The sequence below is a fragment of the Dialister invisus DSM 15470 genome (assembly GCF_000160055.1).
Taxonomy (GTDB): Bacteria; Bacillota; Negativicutes; order Veillonellales; family Dialisteraceae; genus Dialister; species Dialister invisus.
This window is the reverse complement of record NZ_GG698602.1, coordinates 1304629-1320966: the sequence shown is the minus strand read 5'-3', so window position 1 is coordinate 1320966 and position 16338 is coordinate 1304629. Positions and strand designations below refer to the sequence as shown.

At 45.4% G+C, this 16338-nt stretch carries 20 protein-coding genes and 2 pseudogenes; 18 read left to right on the top strand and 4 right to left on the bottom strand.

Annotated features, from left to right (window positions below; all coding sequences use genetic code 11):
- Nucleotides 1-90 precede the first annotated feature (90 nt).
- From GCWU000321_RS06540 to GCWU000321_RS09720, 10 genes are all read left to right on the top strand, one after another.
- A complete protein-coding gene (locus tag GCWU000321_RS06540; RefSeq protein ID WP_007070365.1) occupies nucleotides 91-1125 on the top strand; it encodes an NAD/NADP octopine/nopaline dehydrogenase family protein in 1035 nt (344 codons plus the stop codon).
- 15 nt (nucleotides 1126-1140) lie between these two features.
- Nucleotides 1141-1848: a hypothetical protein gene (locus GCWU000321_RS06535; RefSeq protein ID WP_007070364.1), complete on the top strand. Its 708-nt coding sequence runs from the start codon at nucleotides 1141-1143 to the stop codon at nucleotides 1846-1848.
- A gap of 362 nt (nucleotides 1849-2210) precedes the next feature.
- Nucleotides 2211-2966 (top strand): amino acid ABC transporter ATP-binding protein, encoded by a 756-nt coding sequence (locus GCWU000321_RS06530; RefSeq protein ID WP_040381984.1) that lies wholly within the window; start codon nucleotides 2211-2213, stop codon nucleotides 2964-2966.
- A 38-nt stretch (nucleotides 2967-3004) separates the two neighbouring features.
- A complete protein-coding gene (locus GCWU000321_RS06525; RefSeq protein ID WP_007070362.1) occupies nucleotides 3005-3703 on the top strand; it encodes an amino acid ABC transporter permease in 699 nt (232 codons plus the stop codon).
- Nucleotides 3700-4404: an amino acid ABC transporter permease gene (locus GCWU000321_RS06520; protein WP_007070361.1), complete on the top strand. Its 705-nt coding sequence runs from the start codon at nucleotides 3700-3702 to the stop codon at nucleotides 4402-4404. Before GCWU000321_RS06525 ends, GCWU000321_RS06520 begins: the two co-directional genes overlap by 4 nt.
- 597 nt (nucleotides 4405-5001) lie before the next feature.
- Nucleotides 5002-5871, top strand: coding sequence for a BRO family protein (locus tag GCWU000321_RS06510; protein WP_007070358.1), 870 nt, complete (start codon nucleotides 5002-5004; stop codon nucleotides 5869-5871).
- A complete protein-coding gene (locus GCWU000321_RS06505; protein ID WP_007070357.1) occupies nucleotides 5861-5992 on the top strand; it encodes a hypothetical protein in 132 nt (43 codons plus the stop codon). Before GCWU000321_RS06510 ends, GCWU000321_RS06505 begins: the two co-directional genes overlap by 11 nt.
- Nucleotides 5967-6146, top strand: coding sequence for a CD1845 family protein (locus GCWU000321_RS09815; RefSeq protein WP_007070356.1), 180 nt, complete (start codon nucleotides 5967-5969; stop codon nucleotides 6144-6146). Before GCWU000321_RS06505 ends, GCWU000321_RS09815 begins: the two co-directional genes overlap by 26 nt.
- A gap of 31 nt (nucleotides 6147-6177) precedes the next feature.
- Nucleotides 6178-6375, top strand: coding sequence for a hypothetical protein (locus GCWU000321_RS09725; protein WP_007070355.1), 198 nt, complete (start codon nucleotides 6178-6180; stop codon nucleotides 6373-6375).
- The gene (locus GCWU000321_RS09720) at nucleotides 6372-6662 is read left to right on the top strand and encodes a GNAT family N-acetyltransferase (RefSeq protein WP_007070354.1); all 291 of its coding nucleotides are present in this window, start codon (nucleotides 6372-6374) and stop codon (nucleotides 6660-6662) included. Before GCWU000321_RS09725 ends, GCWU000321_RS09720 begins: the two co-directional genes overlap by 4 nt.
- Before the next feature lie 144 nt (nucleotides 6663-6806).
- On the opposite strand, the gene GCWU000321_RS06495 is transcribed toward GCWU000321_RS09720, so the two are convergent.
- Entirely contained in the window at nucleotides 6807-7424 is a 618-nt protein-coding gene (locus tag GCWU000321_RS06495; RefSeq protein WP_007070353.1) for a nitroreductase family protein, read from the bottom strand.
- A 257-nt stretch (nucleotides 7425-7681) separates the two neighbouring features.
- Here GCWU000321_RS06495 and GCWU000321_RS06490 point away from each other — a divergent pair, with 257 nt between their 5' ends.
- The 5 genes and pseudogenes from GCWU000321_RS06490 to tnpA form a co-directional block, all read left to right on the top strand.
- On the top strand, nucleotides 7682-8011 hold the full coding sequence (locus tag GCWU000321_RS06490; RefSeq protein ID WP_007070352.1) for a cupin domain-containing protein: 330 nt from the start codon (nucleotides 7682-7684) through the stop codon (nucleotides 8009-8011).
- A 39-nt stretch (nucleotides 8012-8050) separates the two neighbouring features.
- Nucleotides 8051-9355 carry an NPN-dependent 2-hydroxyacid racemase, LarAH10 family gene (gene larAH10, locus GCWU000321_RS06485; RefSeq protein ID WP_040381441.1) on the top strand — a complete coding sequence of 435 codons (1305 nt, stop codon included), beginning with the start codon at nucleotides 8051-8053 and terminating at the stop codon, nucleotides 9353-9355.
- A gap of 185 nt (nucleotides 9356-9540) precedes the next feature.
- A pseudogene (locus GCWU000321_RS09395) lies at nucleotides 9541-9662 on the top strand (transposase); the annotation flags it as partial.
- A gap of 94 nt (nucleotides 9663-9756) precedes the next feature.
- Nucleotides 9757-10797, top strand: coding sequence for an IS30 family transposase (locus GCWU000321_RS06480; protein WP_007070269.1), 1041 nt, complete (start codon nucleotides 9757-9759; stop codon nucleotides 10795-10797).
- Between the two features lie 40 nt (nucleotides 10798-10837).
- A pseudogene (gene tnpA, locus GCWU000321_RS06475) lies at nucleotides 10838-11191 on the top strand (IS200/IS605 family transposase); the annotation flags it as partial.
- Nucleotides 11192-11413: 222 nt separating this feature from the next.
- Here the strand turns inward: tnpA and GCWU000321_RS06470 are convergent.
- Complete coding sequence (locus GCWU000321_RS06470) at nucleotides 11414-12127, bottom strand: NAD(P)H-dependent oxidoreductase (RefSeq protein WP_040381439.1); 714 nt, start codon at nucleotides 12125-12127, stop codon at nucleotides 11414-11416.
- Nucleotides 12128-12398: 271 nt separating this feature from the next.
- On the opposite strand from GCWU000321_RS06470, the gene GCWU000321_RS06465 reads away from it, so the two are divergent.
- The 3 genes from GCWU000321_RS06465 to GCWU000321_RS06460 all read left to right on the top strand — a co-directional run bounded on the left by GCWU000321_RS06465 (nucleotide 12399) and on the right by GCWU000321_RS06460 (nucleotide 14854).
- Nucleotides 12399-13736, top strand: a complete 1338-nt coding sequence (locus GCWU000321_RS06465) for an MATE family efflux transporter (protein ID WP_007070347.1) — start codon at nucleotides 12399-12401, stop codon at nucleotides 13734-13736.
- Nucleotides 13737-13897: 161 nt separating this feature from the next.
- Nucleotides 13898-14026: a hypothetical protein gene (locus tag GCWU000321_RS09860; RefSeq protein ID WP_007070345.1), complete on the top strand. Its 129-nt coding sequence runs from the start codon at nucleotides 13898-13900 to the stop codon at nucleotides 14024-14026.
- A gap of 273 nt (nucleotides 14027-14299) precedes the next feature.
- Nucleotides 14300-14854 carry an SHOCT domain-containing protein gene (locus GCWU000321_RS06460; RefSeq protein WP_007070344.1) on the top strand — a complete coding sequence of 185 codons (555 nt, stop codon included), beginning with the start codon at nucleotides 14300-14302 and terminating at the stop codon, nucleotides 14852-14854.
- Nucleotides 14855-15282: 428 nt separating this feature from the next.
- On the opposite strand, the gene GCWU000321_RS09600 is transcribed toward GCWU000321_RS06460, so the two are convergent.
- Both GCWU000321_RS09600 and GCWU000321_RS06455 read right to left on the bottom strand, forming a co-directional pair.
- Entirely contained in the window at nucleotides 15283-15459 is a 177-nt protein-coding gene (locus GCWU000321_RS09600; protein WP_007070343.1) for a hypothetical protein, read from the bottom strand.
- A complete protein-coding gene (locus tag GCWU000321_RS06455; protein WP_040381436.1) occupies nucleotides 15459-16331 on the bottom strand; it encodes a hypothetical protein in 873 nt (290 codons plus the stop codon). The genes GCWU000321_RS09600 and GCWU000321_RS06455 overlap by 1 nt, the downstream gene beginning before the upstream one ends.
- Nucleotides 16332-16338: the final 7 nt, after the last annotated feature.

Below are 16338 nucleotides of genomic sequence, written 5' to 3'. Positions count from 1 at the left end.
GATACGCCTCCATTTTCTTATTATACCAATTCTCCGCTTGAAGAAATATTTCTCCCGTTTATAATGAAATAAGAAATAAAGGAGAGCCTTATGAAAATAACAATTATAGGAGCCGGTAATACGGCCGTCGCCGCCGCCTGCTTTCTCAAAACGCTCAGTCTTTCGAGCCTCATCTATACCCGCCGTGAAGAACGGGCAAAACAGTGGAATCAATTTCCCGTAAAAGCAAGCGGCGCCTGCACCGGGTCATTTTCACTGGAAAGCACGACGGATCTGAAAACTGCCGTGCATTATGGCGACATTCTTCTCGTCTGCACGCTGGCGGCAGATCACGAAACGGTCATTTCTGAAATCGCGCCCCACCTGCAGGCGCACCAGTCCATTCTCTTTTTCAACGGCTGCTGGGGCGCCCTCAAAGCATACCGCGCTCTTTCAAAAAGACAGGATATGCCCCCTCTGACCATCGGGGAAACGGCCAATATGCCCTTTATCGCCGCGCTCTCGCAGGACGGCTCTGAAATCCTCATCAAAGGAATCAAAGAAGAAATCGCTTACTCCGCTGCCGGTGATGATAAAGCCGTCAGCGCCTTCCTTCATCGCCTTGCGCCGCGGGTAGTGAAAACCGCTTCTTTCGCGTCCACTTCCCTTTCGGCAACAAACCCTGTCATCCATGTCACCGCCTCTCTCTTCAACGTGACCCGTATAGAGAACAAAGAAGATTTCTATTTCTTCGGTGACCCCATGACTGACCGCGTCATTTCCTTCATGGAACACTGCGACGAAGAACGCCTTGCCGTGGGAAAAGCACTGGGTATCCGCCTGTCTCCCCTGCTGGAAGTGCTTAACTCTTTCTGGCCCGAAAAGAAAAATACGCTGAAAGAGACTTTGAAAGGGAATCCTTCCTACCGCGCCGTAAAAGGCCCGTCCTCTACGGAGTACCGCTACTTCACGGAAGACCTGCCCTGCGGCCTCGGCCCTGTCCTTGATCTGGCGGAGCTGATGCATATTCCCTGCCCCTACATCCGCACCCTCGTGCAGACGGCCTCCCTCTACCTGGGAAAGCCCTACACGCCCCTCCTCACAAAAGAAGACCTGCGGATTCTGAAAAAACTGCATGCTGATTAACGGAAAGGATGTCCCATGAATAAAATTTCCCCTCTTGCTTTTATACTCTGCCTTGCCCTTGCGGGTATGCAGGTTTCCGCAGAAAACTGGATAAAAAACGCCGACGGCTCGCCCTCATGGATCGACACCGACTCTATCCGTCAGGAGCAGGCCATCTCCTCCTTTGACATGCGTTTGGAATCCTCCGATTTCACCGTCGTATCCACCATGGAGTTCGACACCTCGAAAAACACTTGGCGCACCGCCGCGCTTGTCACCCGTGACAAAGACGGAAAAGTCCTCCACGCGGAAAAGAAAGAAAATCCTGACGACGGCTGGAACAAGCTCATGCCCGGCACCTATGGAAAGAATCTGTACAGGCATTATGTGGAAACGCCCCTGCCCCCGTCTGACGCGAAGTGGAAACAACTTTACAAAGACAACAGAGGCACAGCTTTCTCCATTGATACAAACTCTCTCCGTTACAAAAACGGCTATGCCGACCTCTGGCTTGCCGTGACGCTTCCCGATCAGGAAAAGGATTTATCCCAAATCATTTATCGAGTAAGAATAAATATGGCCTACAAAAAAGTGATGACCCTTTCCGCGACGGAGTACAACGCTGCCGGAAAAATCCGTCTCCATGCTGCCGCAGAGGGTGCAAAGGAAAACATTCCCAACGATTCTCCTGTGGAAAAAGTTTTTGAATACCTGAAAGATGAAATCGACAGCGGCCGTTTGTAACGAAAGAGGAAGACATATCAGCTCCCTCTGATATTTGCGCCTGCCGAAATTTTGTGTTATAGTGTTTCATATTCCTTAACTGCGCGATGACGGGAGAAAGTAGGGAAACAGAACCGTTTCAGAAAGCCCTGATGATGGAAACGGGTACGGTGATTTTTCTGAAGTGCCTCTCCGAGCGGTTTTCCGAAAAGAAAATTTCCCGAGTAAGAAAACCGGGCGCGCCCGATACAGCGCTTAAGTCATACGACTTTCCAAGGTTTCTCCGGCAACGTGGAAACGAAATTGGGTGGAACACGGAATTTACCGTCCCTTTGCACAGGGGCGGTTTTTTATTTTCGCGGTTTTACGGAAAGAAGGCTGCCATGTCCCGCATACTCACTGCAGAACATATCAAGAAATCATTTGGTAAAAACACAATATTAAAAGATATCACTCTCACCGTAGAAAAAGGCGATGTTATTTCCATTCTCGGCCCGTCAGGCACGGGAAAGACAACGCTTCTCCGGTGCTTCAATTATCTGGAAAAACCCGAAGCCGGCCGTCTTTCCATTGACGACGTGTCTGTGGACTTTTCCCATATTTCCAAAACGGAAGTGCAGAAACTCCGGCGGAAATCCACCATGGTCTTCCAGCAGTTCAATCTGTTCCGCAACAAGAATGTCCTTGAAAATATCACGGAAGGGCTGATTTACGGTTACGGAAAAACAAAAAAAGAAGCGGAAGAGATCGCGATGGAAGAACTCTCCCGCGTCCGCATGACAGACTACGCCCACATGTATCCGTCGGAACTTTCCGGCGGCATGCAGCAGCGCGTGGGAATCGCCAGAGCTCTTGCGCCGAAACCTGATGTCATCCTCTTTGACGAACCCACTTCGGCGCTTGATCCCGAACTCGTAGGGGAAGTTCTGGATACCATCGCCTCCGTCGCGACCCTCGGCATCACCATGATCATCGTCACCCATGAAATGCATTTCGCTCAGGATATATCCACAAAAGCCGTATTCATGTCGGACGGCCTCATTGTGGAAGAAGGACATCCGAAAGAATTCTTCTCCCATCCGAAAGAGGAGCAGACCCGCGCCTTTCTCCGGCGCATGCTGAAAAGGGAAGAGGCGTAACTCTCCCCGTCCCGCTTGTTTTATAAAGGAATGATTCCATGCTTACTTTTGACCCCTCTTTTTTCATAGGCGTATTTCCCCGGCTGATCTCCGCCCTTCCTTTCACGGTGGAAGTCATCATCGCGTCCATCCTGCTCTGTCTCTTCTTCGGCACGATCATCGCCGTCATCAGGATCGCCCGTGTGCCCGTGCTGGCGCCTTTCTGCGACATATGGCTCTCTTATAACAGGAGCATGCCCTTTATCCTCGACCTTTACCTCGTCTATTTCTGCCTTCCCGCCATCATACGGGGGCTCGGCATCAATCCCGACGGCTGGCCTCTTACCGTATACGTCTTAGTCTCCCTTACCTTCCACTACGCCCCCGTTATTTCAGAAATACTCCGCCCCGCTTACCTTTCTGTCGACCGAGGACAGCATGAAGCGGCCATCGTTTTCGGACTTTCTCCGGTTCGGCGCGTTTTCAGCATTATCGCTCCCCAGGCGCTCCCTATCGCCATTCCCGGATTGGTGAGCGAATCCATCAATATACTGAAAGACACATCCATCATGTTCTTCATCGGCGTCATCGACCTCATGGGCCGCGCCAACCTCATCATCAACGCCGCCTTCGGCCAGCACCGTCTGGAAACATACACCGCCGTCGCCCTGATCTACTGGGCCATCGTCATTGCCATCGAAGCGGCATTCTGGCTCTTCCAGAAACAGGGCCATAAAGAAATAAGGAGGACTGCATGATCGATTTTAAAGTCCTTCCCGAAGCACTCCTCTTCATAGCAGGCGCCGTACCGAATACTCTTTTCATGGCATTCGTGAGTATTTTCTTCGGCATCCTCTTCGGTTCTTTTATCGCTGTGCTCCGTCTGGGAAACAATATGTTTATCAACATTTTCTTTGCCGTATTTGTTTCCTTCTTCCGCGCCGTGCCGGGCATCGTCCAGCTTTTCATCGTATACTACTCCCTCCCCTATCTCCTTGCGCCCGTATTCAGCGCTTTTTCGGGAACGGAAGTAAAGCCTTTTGACGTAAGCCCCTACTGGAGCGTCTACCTTTGCTTCATTTTATATAACACCGCCTACCAGTCAGAAAATATCCGCGGCGCTCTCCGTTCCGTAGACCACGGCCAGTATGAAGCAGCCGTCGCCATGGGCATGACCTCTTTCCGCGCTTTCACAAGAATCGTCCTTCCCCAGGCCTTTGTCGTGGCGCTTCCCGCCTTCTTCACATACTATCTGAAAACCATCAAACTCCTCGCCCTTGTCTTCACAGTCAAAGTCGTAGACATGTTCGCCAAAGCGGATATCTTCTCTGCCCTCTACAATCGGCGCATGGAACCGTACATCGCGGACGCCATCGCCTACTGGGGACTGGCCATACTCCTCACCTTCCTCTTCGACCGGTGGGAAAAGAAACTCCGCGGCAAAGGCTTCAACAAATAGATCCGGCAGGAAATCAAAGGACTGCAGCCAAATATACTGCTTTCAATGAAAAAGAATGGAAATCCCCAAAAAGGAATCTTCATTCTTTTTTTATTTTATTCTGTTGCAAGTTTTTTATCTTTCGCTATTTTCATAAATTCATGTTCCGATACCATTCTAAAAAATATCGCCCTGTTTCAACACACAAAAAAGCACCCCTTTCGAGATGCTTCACAGATCCCCGATCGGGCATGCCCCGGTAAAAGAGAATTTCTCTTTGCATTCTTCTGCTAAGCCGTCTCGAAAAATTATGAAGTCTATCGTGTTTTATATAAGTACACCACCGGACATGATAGATAAAATCATATAAGCGTGACATAATATATAAAACGATGGATGGAAGAATGCTCTGGCAATTAGTCACAAAAACTTTTACACTGGATGATAGAAAAAGATTTGACCAATCAGGATGCAATGCGTGATACAAAAATTTCTTCCAATGCCCTTATCCAATTACGAAATAGATAATATTGCTTTGGATAAACTGAAATGTACTTGTATCCCTTTGGACCGTACACCTAATGATGTTTTGGAATTCATACCGGAGGATGATGAATCATGGGTAATGACGTAAAATTATTTGAAGGAAACCGGATCCGTTCTATCTGGAACAATGAAAAAGAAGAGTGGTATTTCAGCATCATAGATGTAGTGAACGTTTTGACTGATAGCAAAAATCCAAGAAGATACTGGAGTGATCTTAAAAGAAAAATGAAAGAGGAAGAGGGTGCAGACCAACTGTACGAGAATATCGTACAGTTAAAATTGAAAGCACCGGATGGAAAAATGCGCGAAACAGATGTCGCTGATATGCAAGGTCTATTCCGTATCATCCAGTCGATTCCCTCACCTAAAGCGGAGCCCTTCAAAATGTGGCTGGCGGAAGTAGGAAAAGAGAGAGTGGATGAAACCATCGATCCTGAACTTACAATAGACAGGGCTTTAGAAACCTACCTGAAAAAAGGGTACACAAGAGAATGGATCAATCAAAGACTGCAGGCGATCCAGGTCAGAAAAGAACTGACCGACTCCTGGCAAGACCACGGCGTGACAGAAGGCAAAGAATATGCGATTCTTACCAATGAAATTTCAAAGGCCTGGAGCGGAATGACCACAAGGCAGTATAAAGATTTGAAAGGTTTAAAAAAGGAAAACCTGCGGGACAATATGTCCACTACCGAATTGATATTAAATATGCTGGCTGAAACCGCCACAAAGGATATCGCAGAATCCGCCAATCCACAAGGTTTGGAAGAAAATAAAAAAGTGGCAAAACGCGGTGGGAAAATTGCCGGAAATGCCAGACGGGAAATAGAAGCGGAAACGGGAAAACCTGTCATCACTTCAAAAAATGCCATAGACTTCGGGAAGCTGATTGATGGTGTCACAAAGACCATAGATAAAGGAGATACGAACAATGGCAAGTAAACAAAAACTGGAACTAACTTGGCTTGGCAAAGATAAAGAGATAAAAATAGAACCAAGGATTCTGATTGAAGATAAAGAAAAATCCAACTGTAAAAATGATCCTGATACAGAGAATTCGTAGCATAAGGTTCATTTCTTCATGCTACAATACAAAAGCAGGAATAGAAGCACTAATCATCAGATTTTTACTAAATCCTTATGAACTACCGATGATAGGAGCAACTGTGATAGCATTTATTGAATTGATAAATGAGAAGAAGATTAAAGCGGTGTAGACAAATTTGAATTTGACGGGGATAAGTAATAATGTTGAGATTAAAGCCTTATAATATAAACGATACAGATATAATTCTTTCTTGGAGTAAAGATGAAATAGCTTTTTATAAATGGTCAGCGGGTATTTTGGGCAAATATCCGATAACAAAAGAGAAATTTAGTTTTGTTAATAATCTAATGGCTTTTACAGCTATTGAAGATGATAAGATCGTAGTTTTTTTTCAATGAGAAGACTTTCAGAAAGCTTTGATGAGTTGAGGTTTGGCTTTATAGTTGTTGACCCTTCAAAGCGTGGCAAAGGATATGGAAAAAGGATGCTTCAGTTAGGTTTAAAGTTTGCATTTGAAATTTATGGCGCAAAAAAGGTTTCACTAAGTGTTTTTGAAAATAATGAATCTGCATATTTCTGTTACAAATCAGTTGGTTTTGATGATGTAATTCTTGATAAGACAGAAACATATTATGTTTTGGGAGAAGAATGGAAATGCAAAGAATTGATGATTGAAAATCGATAACTCCCAGTTTGTCAAGCTGAATAAAACTGAATACTGAGATAACGCAAATTCAAGCTTTGGCAGCTTAACAGAAAGATTTATGAGGTAGCACAAAAAAAGCACCCCTTTCGAGATGCTTCACAGGCATGACATATGGCCGCTGTTTTATTCTTCCTTCGGATATTCACCGCGGTAGGTCACCGTTTCGGAAAGCGGTTTCCGCGGGAGCGGTTGGATTTCTCTGTCTGTGTACCCCAGGGCGATGGCCGCCACCATTTCCCCTTCCACATTCAGCCATTTTTTCAGTTCGTCATAAGCAAAGAAAATATTGCAGGTCCACAGCGTCCCGATATTCCTCGCCGTCGCTTCCAGGCACATATTCTGGATCGCCGCGCTCACCGACTGGATGTCCGCCATTTCCATCAGATACTCGTCTATGGGAAATTCGCCGTAGTAGTCTTTCCCCTTGCTGTTGATAAAGAAGACGATGACCGGCGCCTGTTCCAGTACGCGGGCCGTATAAATCGCGGCGGGGATATATTTTTCATACCCTTTTCCGAAAATGGCCTCTTTATCGCTCCGGTTCCTTTTGATGCCTTCCTTCAGAGCGCGGACCACTTCTTTCCGCGCGTCTCCGCGGACGACCACAAAGCGCCAGGGCTGCTCATTATGCTCCGACGGCGCCCAGGAGGCTGCTTCCAAAAGAGCATGCAGATCTTCCTCTGGGATGTTCTTTTTGATGAAACGCCGTGTGCTGCGGCGCGCTTTTATTTCATGTATCACGTTTCCGACTTCCTTTTTCTATTACATATTCTTCTCATATATGCGTTTTATTATAAACAAATGTGATTTATACTGCAAGTGACCCCCGGACGGTTTAGAAGAAACATGTTTTGCTGCCGATTCCCGGTCCCCCAGTGATAAGCGCCATATTCTCCGCGGTACTCCAATCCTCCTTGATTTCTTTTTATTATTATATGTTTTTACATCGCGTTCTGTCATATAATAAAAGAAACTTATCATTGGAAAGGAGAACTGCCATGCTTGAACCGATCATCCGCAAAAACGCTTTCGGAGGAAAAGGCGAAGTGACTCTCCGGCCGCTTCTGACCGATGAACAGAAAAATGAAAAAATTCAAATGTATGCGGAAGTCACCATTCCTGAAGGCGCTTCGCTTGGCATCCACTGGCATAGGGGAAATGCAGAGTCCTACTACATCCTTGCCGGAACAGGTCTTTACACCGACGACGGAAAGACCTATGAAGTCCATGCGAGTGACACGACATACTGCGCCGATGGCCACTGCCACGGGCTTGAAAATACGGGAGACGGCGACCTGAAATTCATGGCGCTCATCATTCCGTCGTGAAATTGCTGTAAAAATATGGTTTAATAAAGGAGATTCATTATGGCTTTAAAAGAATACAAACTTCCTTTCGGCCGCGGGTTCCAGACGGTCATGCTCCCTGAAGAGCATGTATCCGACGTATTGGAAGGTGTACCGACAGCTGCCTGCGATATTAAAGAAGCGACTGTCGAATGTATGCGCCGCCCCATCGGCTCCGCGCCGCTTGCCGAAAAAGTACAAAAGGGCGACAAGGTCTGCCTTATCATCGCCGACATCACCCGCGCGTGGAACCATGCCCGCGATTTCACCGTCCATGTGGTCAATGAACTGAACCTCGCAGGAATTCCTGATGAAGACATTTTCATCGTTTTCGCCCAGGGTACCCACAGGGCGCACAGCGAAGCGGAAAATATCGAATGTGTGGGAGAAGAAGTGGCGCGACGCATTACCATGTACCAGCATGACTGCCGGGATAAAAACATGCTCACCCATATGGGCGTGACCACCCGCGGCACGGAAGTATGGCTGAATAAACGCGTCGCGGAAGCGGACAAAGTCATTCTCCTGAACGCTCTTTCCACCCATGACATAGCAGGCTTCGGCGGCGGACGCAAACTTGTCCTTCCCGGCGTAGCAGGGTGGGATACCATCCAGCAGAACCACTGCCACGCCCTGGGCGACGAAGTCGGCTCCGGCCTGAATCCCGATTCCCATGTCCTTAAAACCGAAGGAAATCCGGTCAGCGAAGATATGCAGGAAGGCTGCGACATGCTCCACCCCTGTTTCCTCGTCCATTCCCTTATCAACGCTGACGGCGAAGTGTCGGGCATGGTCGGCGGAGACCCCTATGAAGCATGGGCGGCAGGCGCAAAAGAAACATACCGTATGCAGAAAGTTCCCATGAAACAGAAAGCCGACGTGACCATCGTCAGCGCGGGAGGCTACCCGAAAGACACCAATCTTTACCAGGGAACGAAGTGCTACACGTCATCCGACATGGCAACAAAAAAGGGCGGCATCATCATCACTATGATCGAAGCGGATGACATCATGGAACCGCCGGTCTACCTGGACAGTTTCAAATACGATAATCTGGAAGACATGGAAAAAGCTCTCCGTAAATGCTTTACTATCCCCTTCTTTGTCGCTTTTGAAAACCTCATCACCGCTACGACCCATACTATCTACTTCGTAACAAAACCGGAAAATTTCGACATCATCCGGAAAAAAACGCCGCAGATCCCCGTCGCCACCGTACAGGAAGCCTGGGAACTGGCAAAGAAACAATTAGAGAAAGAAGGTAAGACGGACTACACCATCAATATCATCCCCCACGGCAGCGCCGTCGTCCCTTTCCTGGAATGATCCCACGTAAAAGGAGCAGCCTTTTGAAAATCTGCTCTTTTTTGAAAAAAGAAAACCCCTGGTTAGACCAGGGGTTCAGTTGAGCTTTAGCGTTGAGTCTTTGATATAAAAAAGCCTCCTAAGTATTAATATAAAATTGCGGCCTGTAAACTGCAGTTTTAATTAATAGAAGGAGGCTTTTCAACATGTCATATGAACATAGTTTAGCACATACAAAATGGATTGTAAGTATCACGTAGTATTTGCCCCTAAATATCGGAGGAAGGTATTTTATGGACAGAAAAGATATGAAATAGGACAAAGGTTAGTTGTAAAATGAAATCGGACACATAAAAAGACAAGCAGGAAAACCTGTAGTAAGATGAATTTGACCAATATATCTACTGAAAGGGGTATCCTGCATGTCTCAACAGCATTCTAACACAAAGAAACGTTCTTTCCAACACTTGACGCCTTATCAGCGCGGGCAAATCCAGGCTCTTATAGAACAAAGAATTCCCAAAGTCCATATTGCAAAGCAAGTTGGGATTGCTCGTTCTACCCTATACGAAGAGTTGAAACGCGGTACTGTAGACCAGATGCGCAGTGACCTGACGTACTACAAGAGATACTTTGCTGATACGGGACAACTCGTCTACATGAGACGTCGAGAGGCTTCCCGCAAACCTTTCAAATTATCGACAACCGCACCTTTTCTCAAATATCTTGAAAAAGAAGTGTTGCAAAACAAATTTTCTCCTGACTCCATCTGTGGCAGGGCCAAACTTCAAAATATGTTCCCGGTTATACTCTGCACAAAGACGATTTACAACTATATCGACCTTGGCCTTATTTCTATCAAAAATATCGATCTCCCTCTTCGTATAAGGCGGAGACCAAAGAAACACCATTGCCGTAAGAACCGGCGTATCCTGGGAGACAGTATTGAGCAACGCCCACAAGTCGTTAATGGCCGGCAGGAGTTCGGCCATTGGGAAATCGATACCATTGTGGGAAAACGCAAAGCAGGGGAAGTCCTTCTTTCCCTAGACGAACGGATGACACGCTGCCGCCATGTCATCAAAATATCGGGAAAGACAAAAGAAGGTGTTAGGAAAGGACTTGAAATATTGCGACACCAATACGGCAGCTTATTCCCCAAAGTATTCCGGAGTATTACCAGCGACAACGGAAGTGAGTTCAGTGGTTTAAGCAAATTATTTAAGGAAGGAAAAGTCTATTTTGCCCATCCATATTCTTCAGGGGAGCGTGGAACGAATGAGAAGCATAACTCCCTGGTACGCCGCTTCATCCCCAAAGGGAAGGATATAAGTGCTGTACCAGAATACGTGGTACAAAAAGTGCAAGATTGGATTAACAGACTTCCACGGCGTCTACTTGGTTATCACACACCGGAAGAGCTTTTCAAGGAGCAGATTGCCCGATTTTCATCCGCTACATAATTTTTCTGTGTGACTGTCCGATTTGATATTGCAATTTAGTGAAATAGGACAAATACTACGTGAACTTTGTAAATGGAAAGGAGTAACTGTATTATCGGCTGAAGCTTGTCCAGATCATATACATATGATGTTAGAAATACCGCCAAAGTATAGCATCTCAGGATTTATGGGATTCTTGAAAGGGAAAAGCAGCTTAATGATATATGAGAAATGGGGAAACATGAAGTATAAGTATAGGAATAGACAGTTTTGGTGTAGAGGATACTATGTGAGTACGGTGGGGAAACAAGAGAAAGTGATAGAAAGATATATAGAAAACCAGTTAAAAGAAGATGCAATGAGTGAGGAATTAACATTGAATTTTGAAGACCCGTTTACGGGTAGCAAGAAGTAGGATGCAAGTGAACAGGCCGCAAGCGCGTAGACGCGCCGCTGGTAAGATAGGCCCTTGGGCCGCATAAGAAGAACCACCGGCTATGCCGGTGGGTTTCTCTTTGATGCACGAATATGAGTCCTGACAAAATTTAAAAGACAAGGGCACTGCTATATTTCTTTCATTCCTGTAGAAAGACCGCCGGACTTCTATAAATCCACAGTGATCTAAAGCATACTGATATTACTTCCAAAGAACTGATTCGCTGAGCGGACGGCGGGTCTTATTCCGATGAACATCTTCTCCGCGGTATCCGAAAGCTGCCATCACGGCGATCCCGAAATGTTCCGTATCGAAAAGGCCGTGCTCTTCTCCCAAAAGCCTATCCATCTCCTTGGGTATAAATCCTTCCAAGGGGCACGAATCAATTCCCATGAGCGCTGCCACGGCCATCATATGTGCCATGACGATGTACGCCTGTTTCCCCGCCCAGTCAAAAGCGCTCCGTTCGCTTTCCAGCGTTTTGAAATCATTTTCTGAGAAATTACCGTAAGCGTTTCTGTAAAATTCATAGACTTCATCAGGTACCTGGTGGACGTCCTTCAGCATATGCCTGATGTAATCCGAGCCGAAAGTGATATCTGCTTTTTTCCGTGCCAGGAATACCACGAAATGGCTGGCATCCAGTTTGTCCTTAATGCCCCATCCGAATTCCTTCATTTCTTCACGAAGCGTTTTGTCCTGAATGACAAGTATTTTCCACGTTTCCAGTCCGAAAGAAGTCGGAGCCAGACGGGCCGTTTCCAAAAGCACTTCAAAGTCTTCCGGCGGAATAGTTTTTTCGCTGAATCTTTTTGTCGCATAGCGGTACTTCATAGCGTTCAGCAGTTTTTCTTTGTTAAAATTTGGTTTTGCCGCATTGACCGTTTCAATAACGGTTGATTCTCCATGATTCATAAGGCACTCCTTCATAACTGTTATAATACTGTTTGTGCCCTAAGATTATCTTCGTTTTCGAATTTTGTCAATATAGATTTCATTTCTTCTCTTTTTTCATACCCATCCCAGTTAGCATCCCATAAGTATTAAGTATAAGGATATATTTTTTTACCGCTTCTTTAGTTTTTCTGGAGAAAAGTATTCTATCATTTGCAAATACTGAACAAAAGAAGTAAAATGTACATATATTAAATCGACAATTTTAAAAATATTTAATCATGGGGCATATATGATTCGGAGTTACGATAAAAAATATTTAAAGATCGCATTGCCTGCGGCGCTAGAAGGTCTCTTCATGATTCTCCTCGCTTCCGCGGATTTAATCATGGTCGGCACCTTGGGGGCTGTTTCCATTGCGGCGGTCAGTATTTTCCTCCAGCCGCGGCTCGTCATTCTCTGCTTTACCCGTTCTCTTGCTTCCTCCGTGACTCTTCTTGTTTCCCGGGACGCCGGACGGAATGACAGGACAAACGCCTCCGATATCCTGAAGAAATCTATTTTCATCGGAGCCATCGTCCTTCTGTTCATCCATAGTATCTTTTATCTGTTCCTCGAAGATATTTTCTACCTTATGGGCGCAAAGACAGAATATATGGCGGAAGCTCTCGCTTATGGAAATATTGCGCTGCTTTCCGTTTTTATTTCTTCATTCACCCTCTTTTTCCAGGCAGTCCAGCTTGGCTTCGGCCAGACAGCAATCATCATGAAGACAAATATTCTGGGAAATATAGTGAATGTCATCATGAATTTCATCCTGATCTTCGGCATGGGGCCGATTCCTGCCATGGGTGTCGCCGGCGCGGCAATCGGCACGGTCATAAGCACCATTTTCAGTCTGTGCTGGACGATTTATCTTATGAAAAAAGACCACCTTCTTGAAGGAGGTTCTTTCATTCCCGACCAAGCGTATTTCAAAAAAGTCACACCTATTTTCCTTTCTGTTTTCAGTGAACAGGGTTTTGAGCGTATAGGCATGGTTCTTTTCACCCGCATGGCTGCGAGCCTTGGCACGATTCCCTTTGCCGTCCACAGTATCTGTATGAATATTGCCGATATTTACTGGGACTACATCGTAGGATTCGGCAAAGCGAGCATGGTCACCGCAGGGCAGTCTATCGGCAAAAAATCGGAAACCGAATGGCACGCGTTTAAACGGGCAGGCATTAAATGGACTCTGATCTGTTCCACCGCCGCGTTCACCCTCACTGCCGTTTTCAGAGAAGAAATCTTTTCCTTCTATTCTTCCGATCCCGAAGCGCTTGCTATGAGCGGCATCGCTATGCTTATCTGCGCTGTTGTGAATTTTCCGGCAGGACATGCCCTCGTCTGTGCAGGTATCCTGCGCGGCAGCGGAAAGACCGCTTCTGTTGCGGCGTATGCTTTCGTAAGCATCACGATTCTCCGTCCTATCATGACAGCATTCTTCCTTTTTGTCATGGGATGGGGCCTTGTCGGCGCATGGTGCGCCCTTTTACTTGACCAATGCATCCGCGCCTCTTGCGCGACTGTCCTGCTTCACCGCCTCCAAAAAGCCGGATGGAATAAAATGATTGAAAAACTGGCGTAAATATGCCCGCTGTCCATCGGATGGCGGTTTTTTACCGGCAGATATATTTGAAATATTTCTTACTTCCGGCCACGAAATCACGAGAAAATATTCTTTTGCTTTTTCCTGTATTATAATTTAAATGGCAGCCGTTAAAATAAGTTTTCTTATTTGCGGAGACAATGATGAATTTTTCTGAAGAACTTTCTTTCAATCAAAAAATAATTACCGAAGTACACCCCTTTGAAGCACCTGTCCTTACCCGGTTTAAACTGAAAAGTGTAAAAATCTTGGGACTGGCTGCCGAATAATATATCCTTTCAAAACTCATTAGTTTTATAAAGGAGAAATCAATTTATAGCACTATACGCTCCAAACGGCAAAATCGTCTGCGTGGAAATTAATAATAAAAAAGTCTGTTTGAAACGATTTTATAATCGGCAGGCGGTATAATGCTTGTATCGGAAAATCCAAGATGCATACCGATACAACTCAATCGGTTTAACTGCCAAAGTATTAGAATTTTAGGATTAGCCGTTCTATGCAATCTGATATTCAATAACTTTTATTGAGGAGAAACAAGTATGAAAGTAATAGGTGCCAATTTCGCTAAAAAAGTTGAAATTAATAATACCGGTAAAAATATAGTTTTAGGTTATACAGATAAAAGCGGGAAGTTCCGCGTTATCCGTGTCGACAAGGATCTGGAAGTCTGGGAACGAATCACTGAAGAAAATAAATTTAAATTTGGCCCATCGATGGGGTGGGGGTTCTTAGGTGCTGTTATCCTCGGCCCTATCGGAGCTATTGCCGGTATTCTTCTCAAAGGCCGAGCAAAACAGTGTACAGTGGCTTGCGTATTTACGGAAAGCCGCCGATGCGCTATTGAAATGTCTCCGGAAGAATTTACCACCTTCCAGTTTGCTGCCCCTGCCGGGTCGGATGTCGAAAGTATCCGGGCCGAGGCAGCAAAACTTGTAGAGATGGCAGAAGCCGAAGAAGCTGCAGAAAAAGAAGCCGTAGCGAATGCGGCCACTGCGGCAGAGACTCTGCTGAAGCTAAAACAGCTTTACGATGCAGGGGTTCTAACTGAAGAGGAGTACGCGGGAAAACGAGAAAAGTTAATAGAGAAATTATAATTGCAATATAAAAAAATCCCGCTATTGTACCGTTAATACGACAGCGGGAATGTAATACTCCAACCGAAGCTGATTACGTTTATGAGAATAGCACACAGCCGACCTACTTTTTAAAGGAGGCTGTTTTTTAATACAGCAAAAGCCGTTATCCATGCTCGGCATTCATCCGATCAGCAGCATAAAAATCTATTGAATGAAGACCGGACTTCATATAGGAAAGCTTTTTAGAGCATAACCGTACAATTATAAAAACGAACTCCCCATCTTACAAAATTCTGTAAAATGGGGGGTTCGGATAAACATATTCTGGTGACCCAAGGGAAATCATGTAGATTGCCACTTATTCTACATTTCAAAATTCCGCTTATTAAAAAAGCAATATGAGTCACAAAATTAAAAAGAGCGATAATGATATCGCTCTTTTTATTTTATCTACCGTTTTCATTTTTTTCTCTCATTTTTTTCAAAAAGTCTTTCACCTTTTCACATTCTTCGTCGGTCATCCTGACAGACCGTGTTCTGGCGCCCGGCGGCAGTGTTCTTTTAGCGCCGGACCCTTTACGGCGCCCGCCCCAGTTCGCACTGATTTTTTTATTTTCCGCCATTAGCCCCAATCCTCCTCTCCATGACTGCTTATTAATACGTCTCGGCGTGTAGATTCTTTTTCTATCATGTCAATTATCTCCGCAGGTGTGTTTTCCGGAAGTCCTACCGCGGGTAAACGAGTTTCCCGGTCGTCCGGATTAAAAGATTGTACATTGAGCAACATATGCTCGCTGCTCGGTGAAGTGTCTTCTGCAGCTATAACTCCGAGTATAAGATACCGGTTCTCTCCTATATTTAATACGTAATCGCCAGGGTTTCCGATGTATGTTTTTTCGTGCCAGTTTGATTTGAGTTCAACTCTTTCTTTTAGAGTTTCGAATGTCGTAACTGATCTGCGGTTAACCTCTTCTTTCACATCTTTCCACTTTTTATAAGCGCTTATATATTCATTTATTCTTTTTCGGAAGCTGGCATAAAACTCATCTGTCGGTTTTATATATTCGCAATTAAATTTTTCAGCGAGTTCTTCTACCGTTGAATATTCAACTCTGATAAATTTAATCGGTATATTTTCACGACCGCAAAGTTCCGGCACCGTATCTTCCTTTGCATAAGTATCGAGCCACCCTTTGGGAACGTTTACGTAGTCCCAGTTTTTCTCATCGAAAAACCTCATAGTTAATCCGCGAGTGTTGTACATTCCGTCTTCTTCTTTTTTTACGACCTGATCTAACTCCATCTGCCATCCGCTGTAGTGTTCGTACTTTTCCAGCGATAGTGGTTTGTATCCTTCCGTGAGCTCGACCAGTATACAGTCGAACTCCCTTCCAATCGGGCGGAAGAATGTGAATATCATTCTTCCGTTAAAGTTCCCGTGATGATCACTCTCGTACGGGAATTTATCATAGTTTCTATACATTCTTACTTTCATTTTTCTT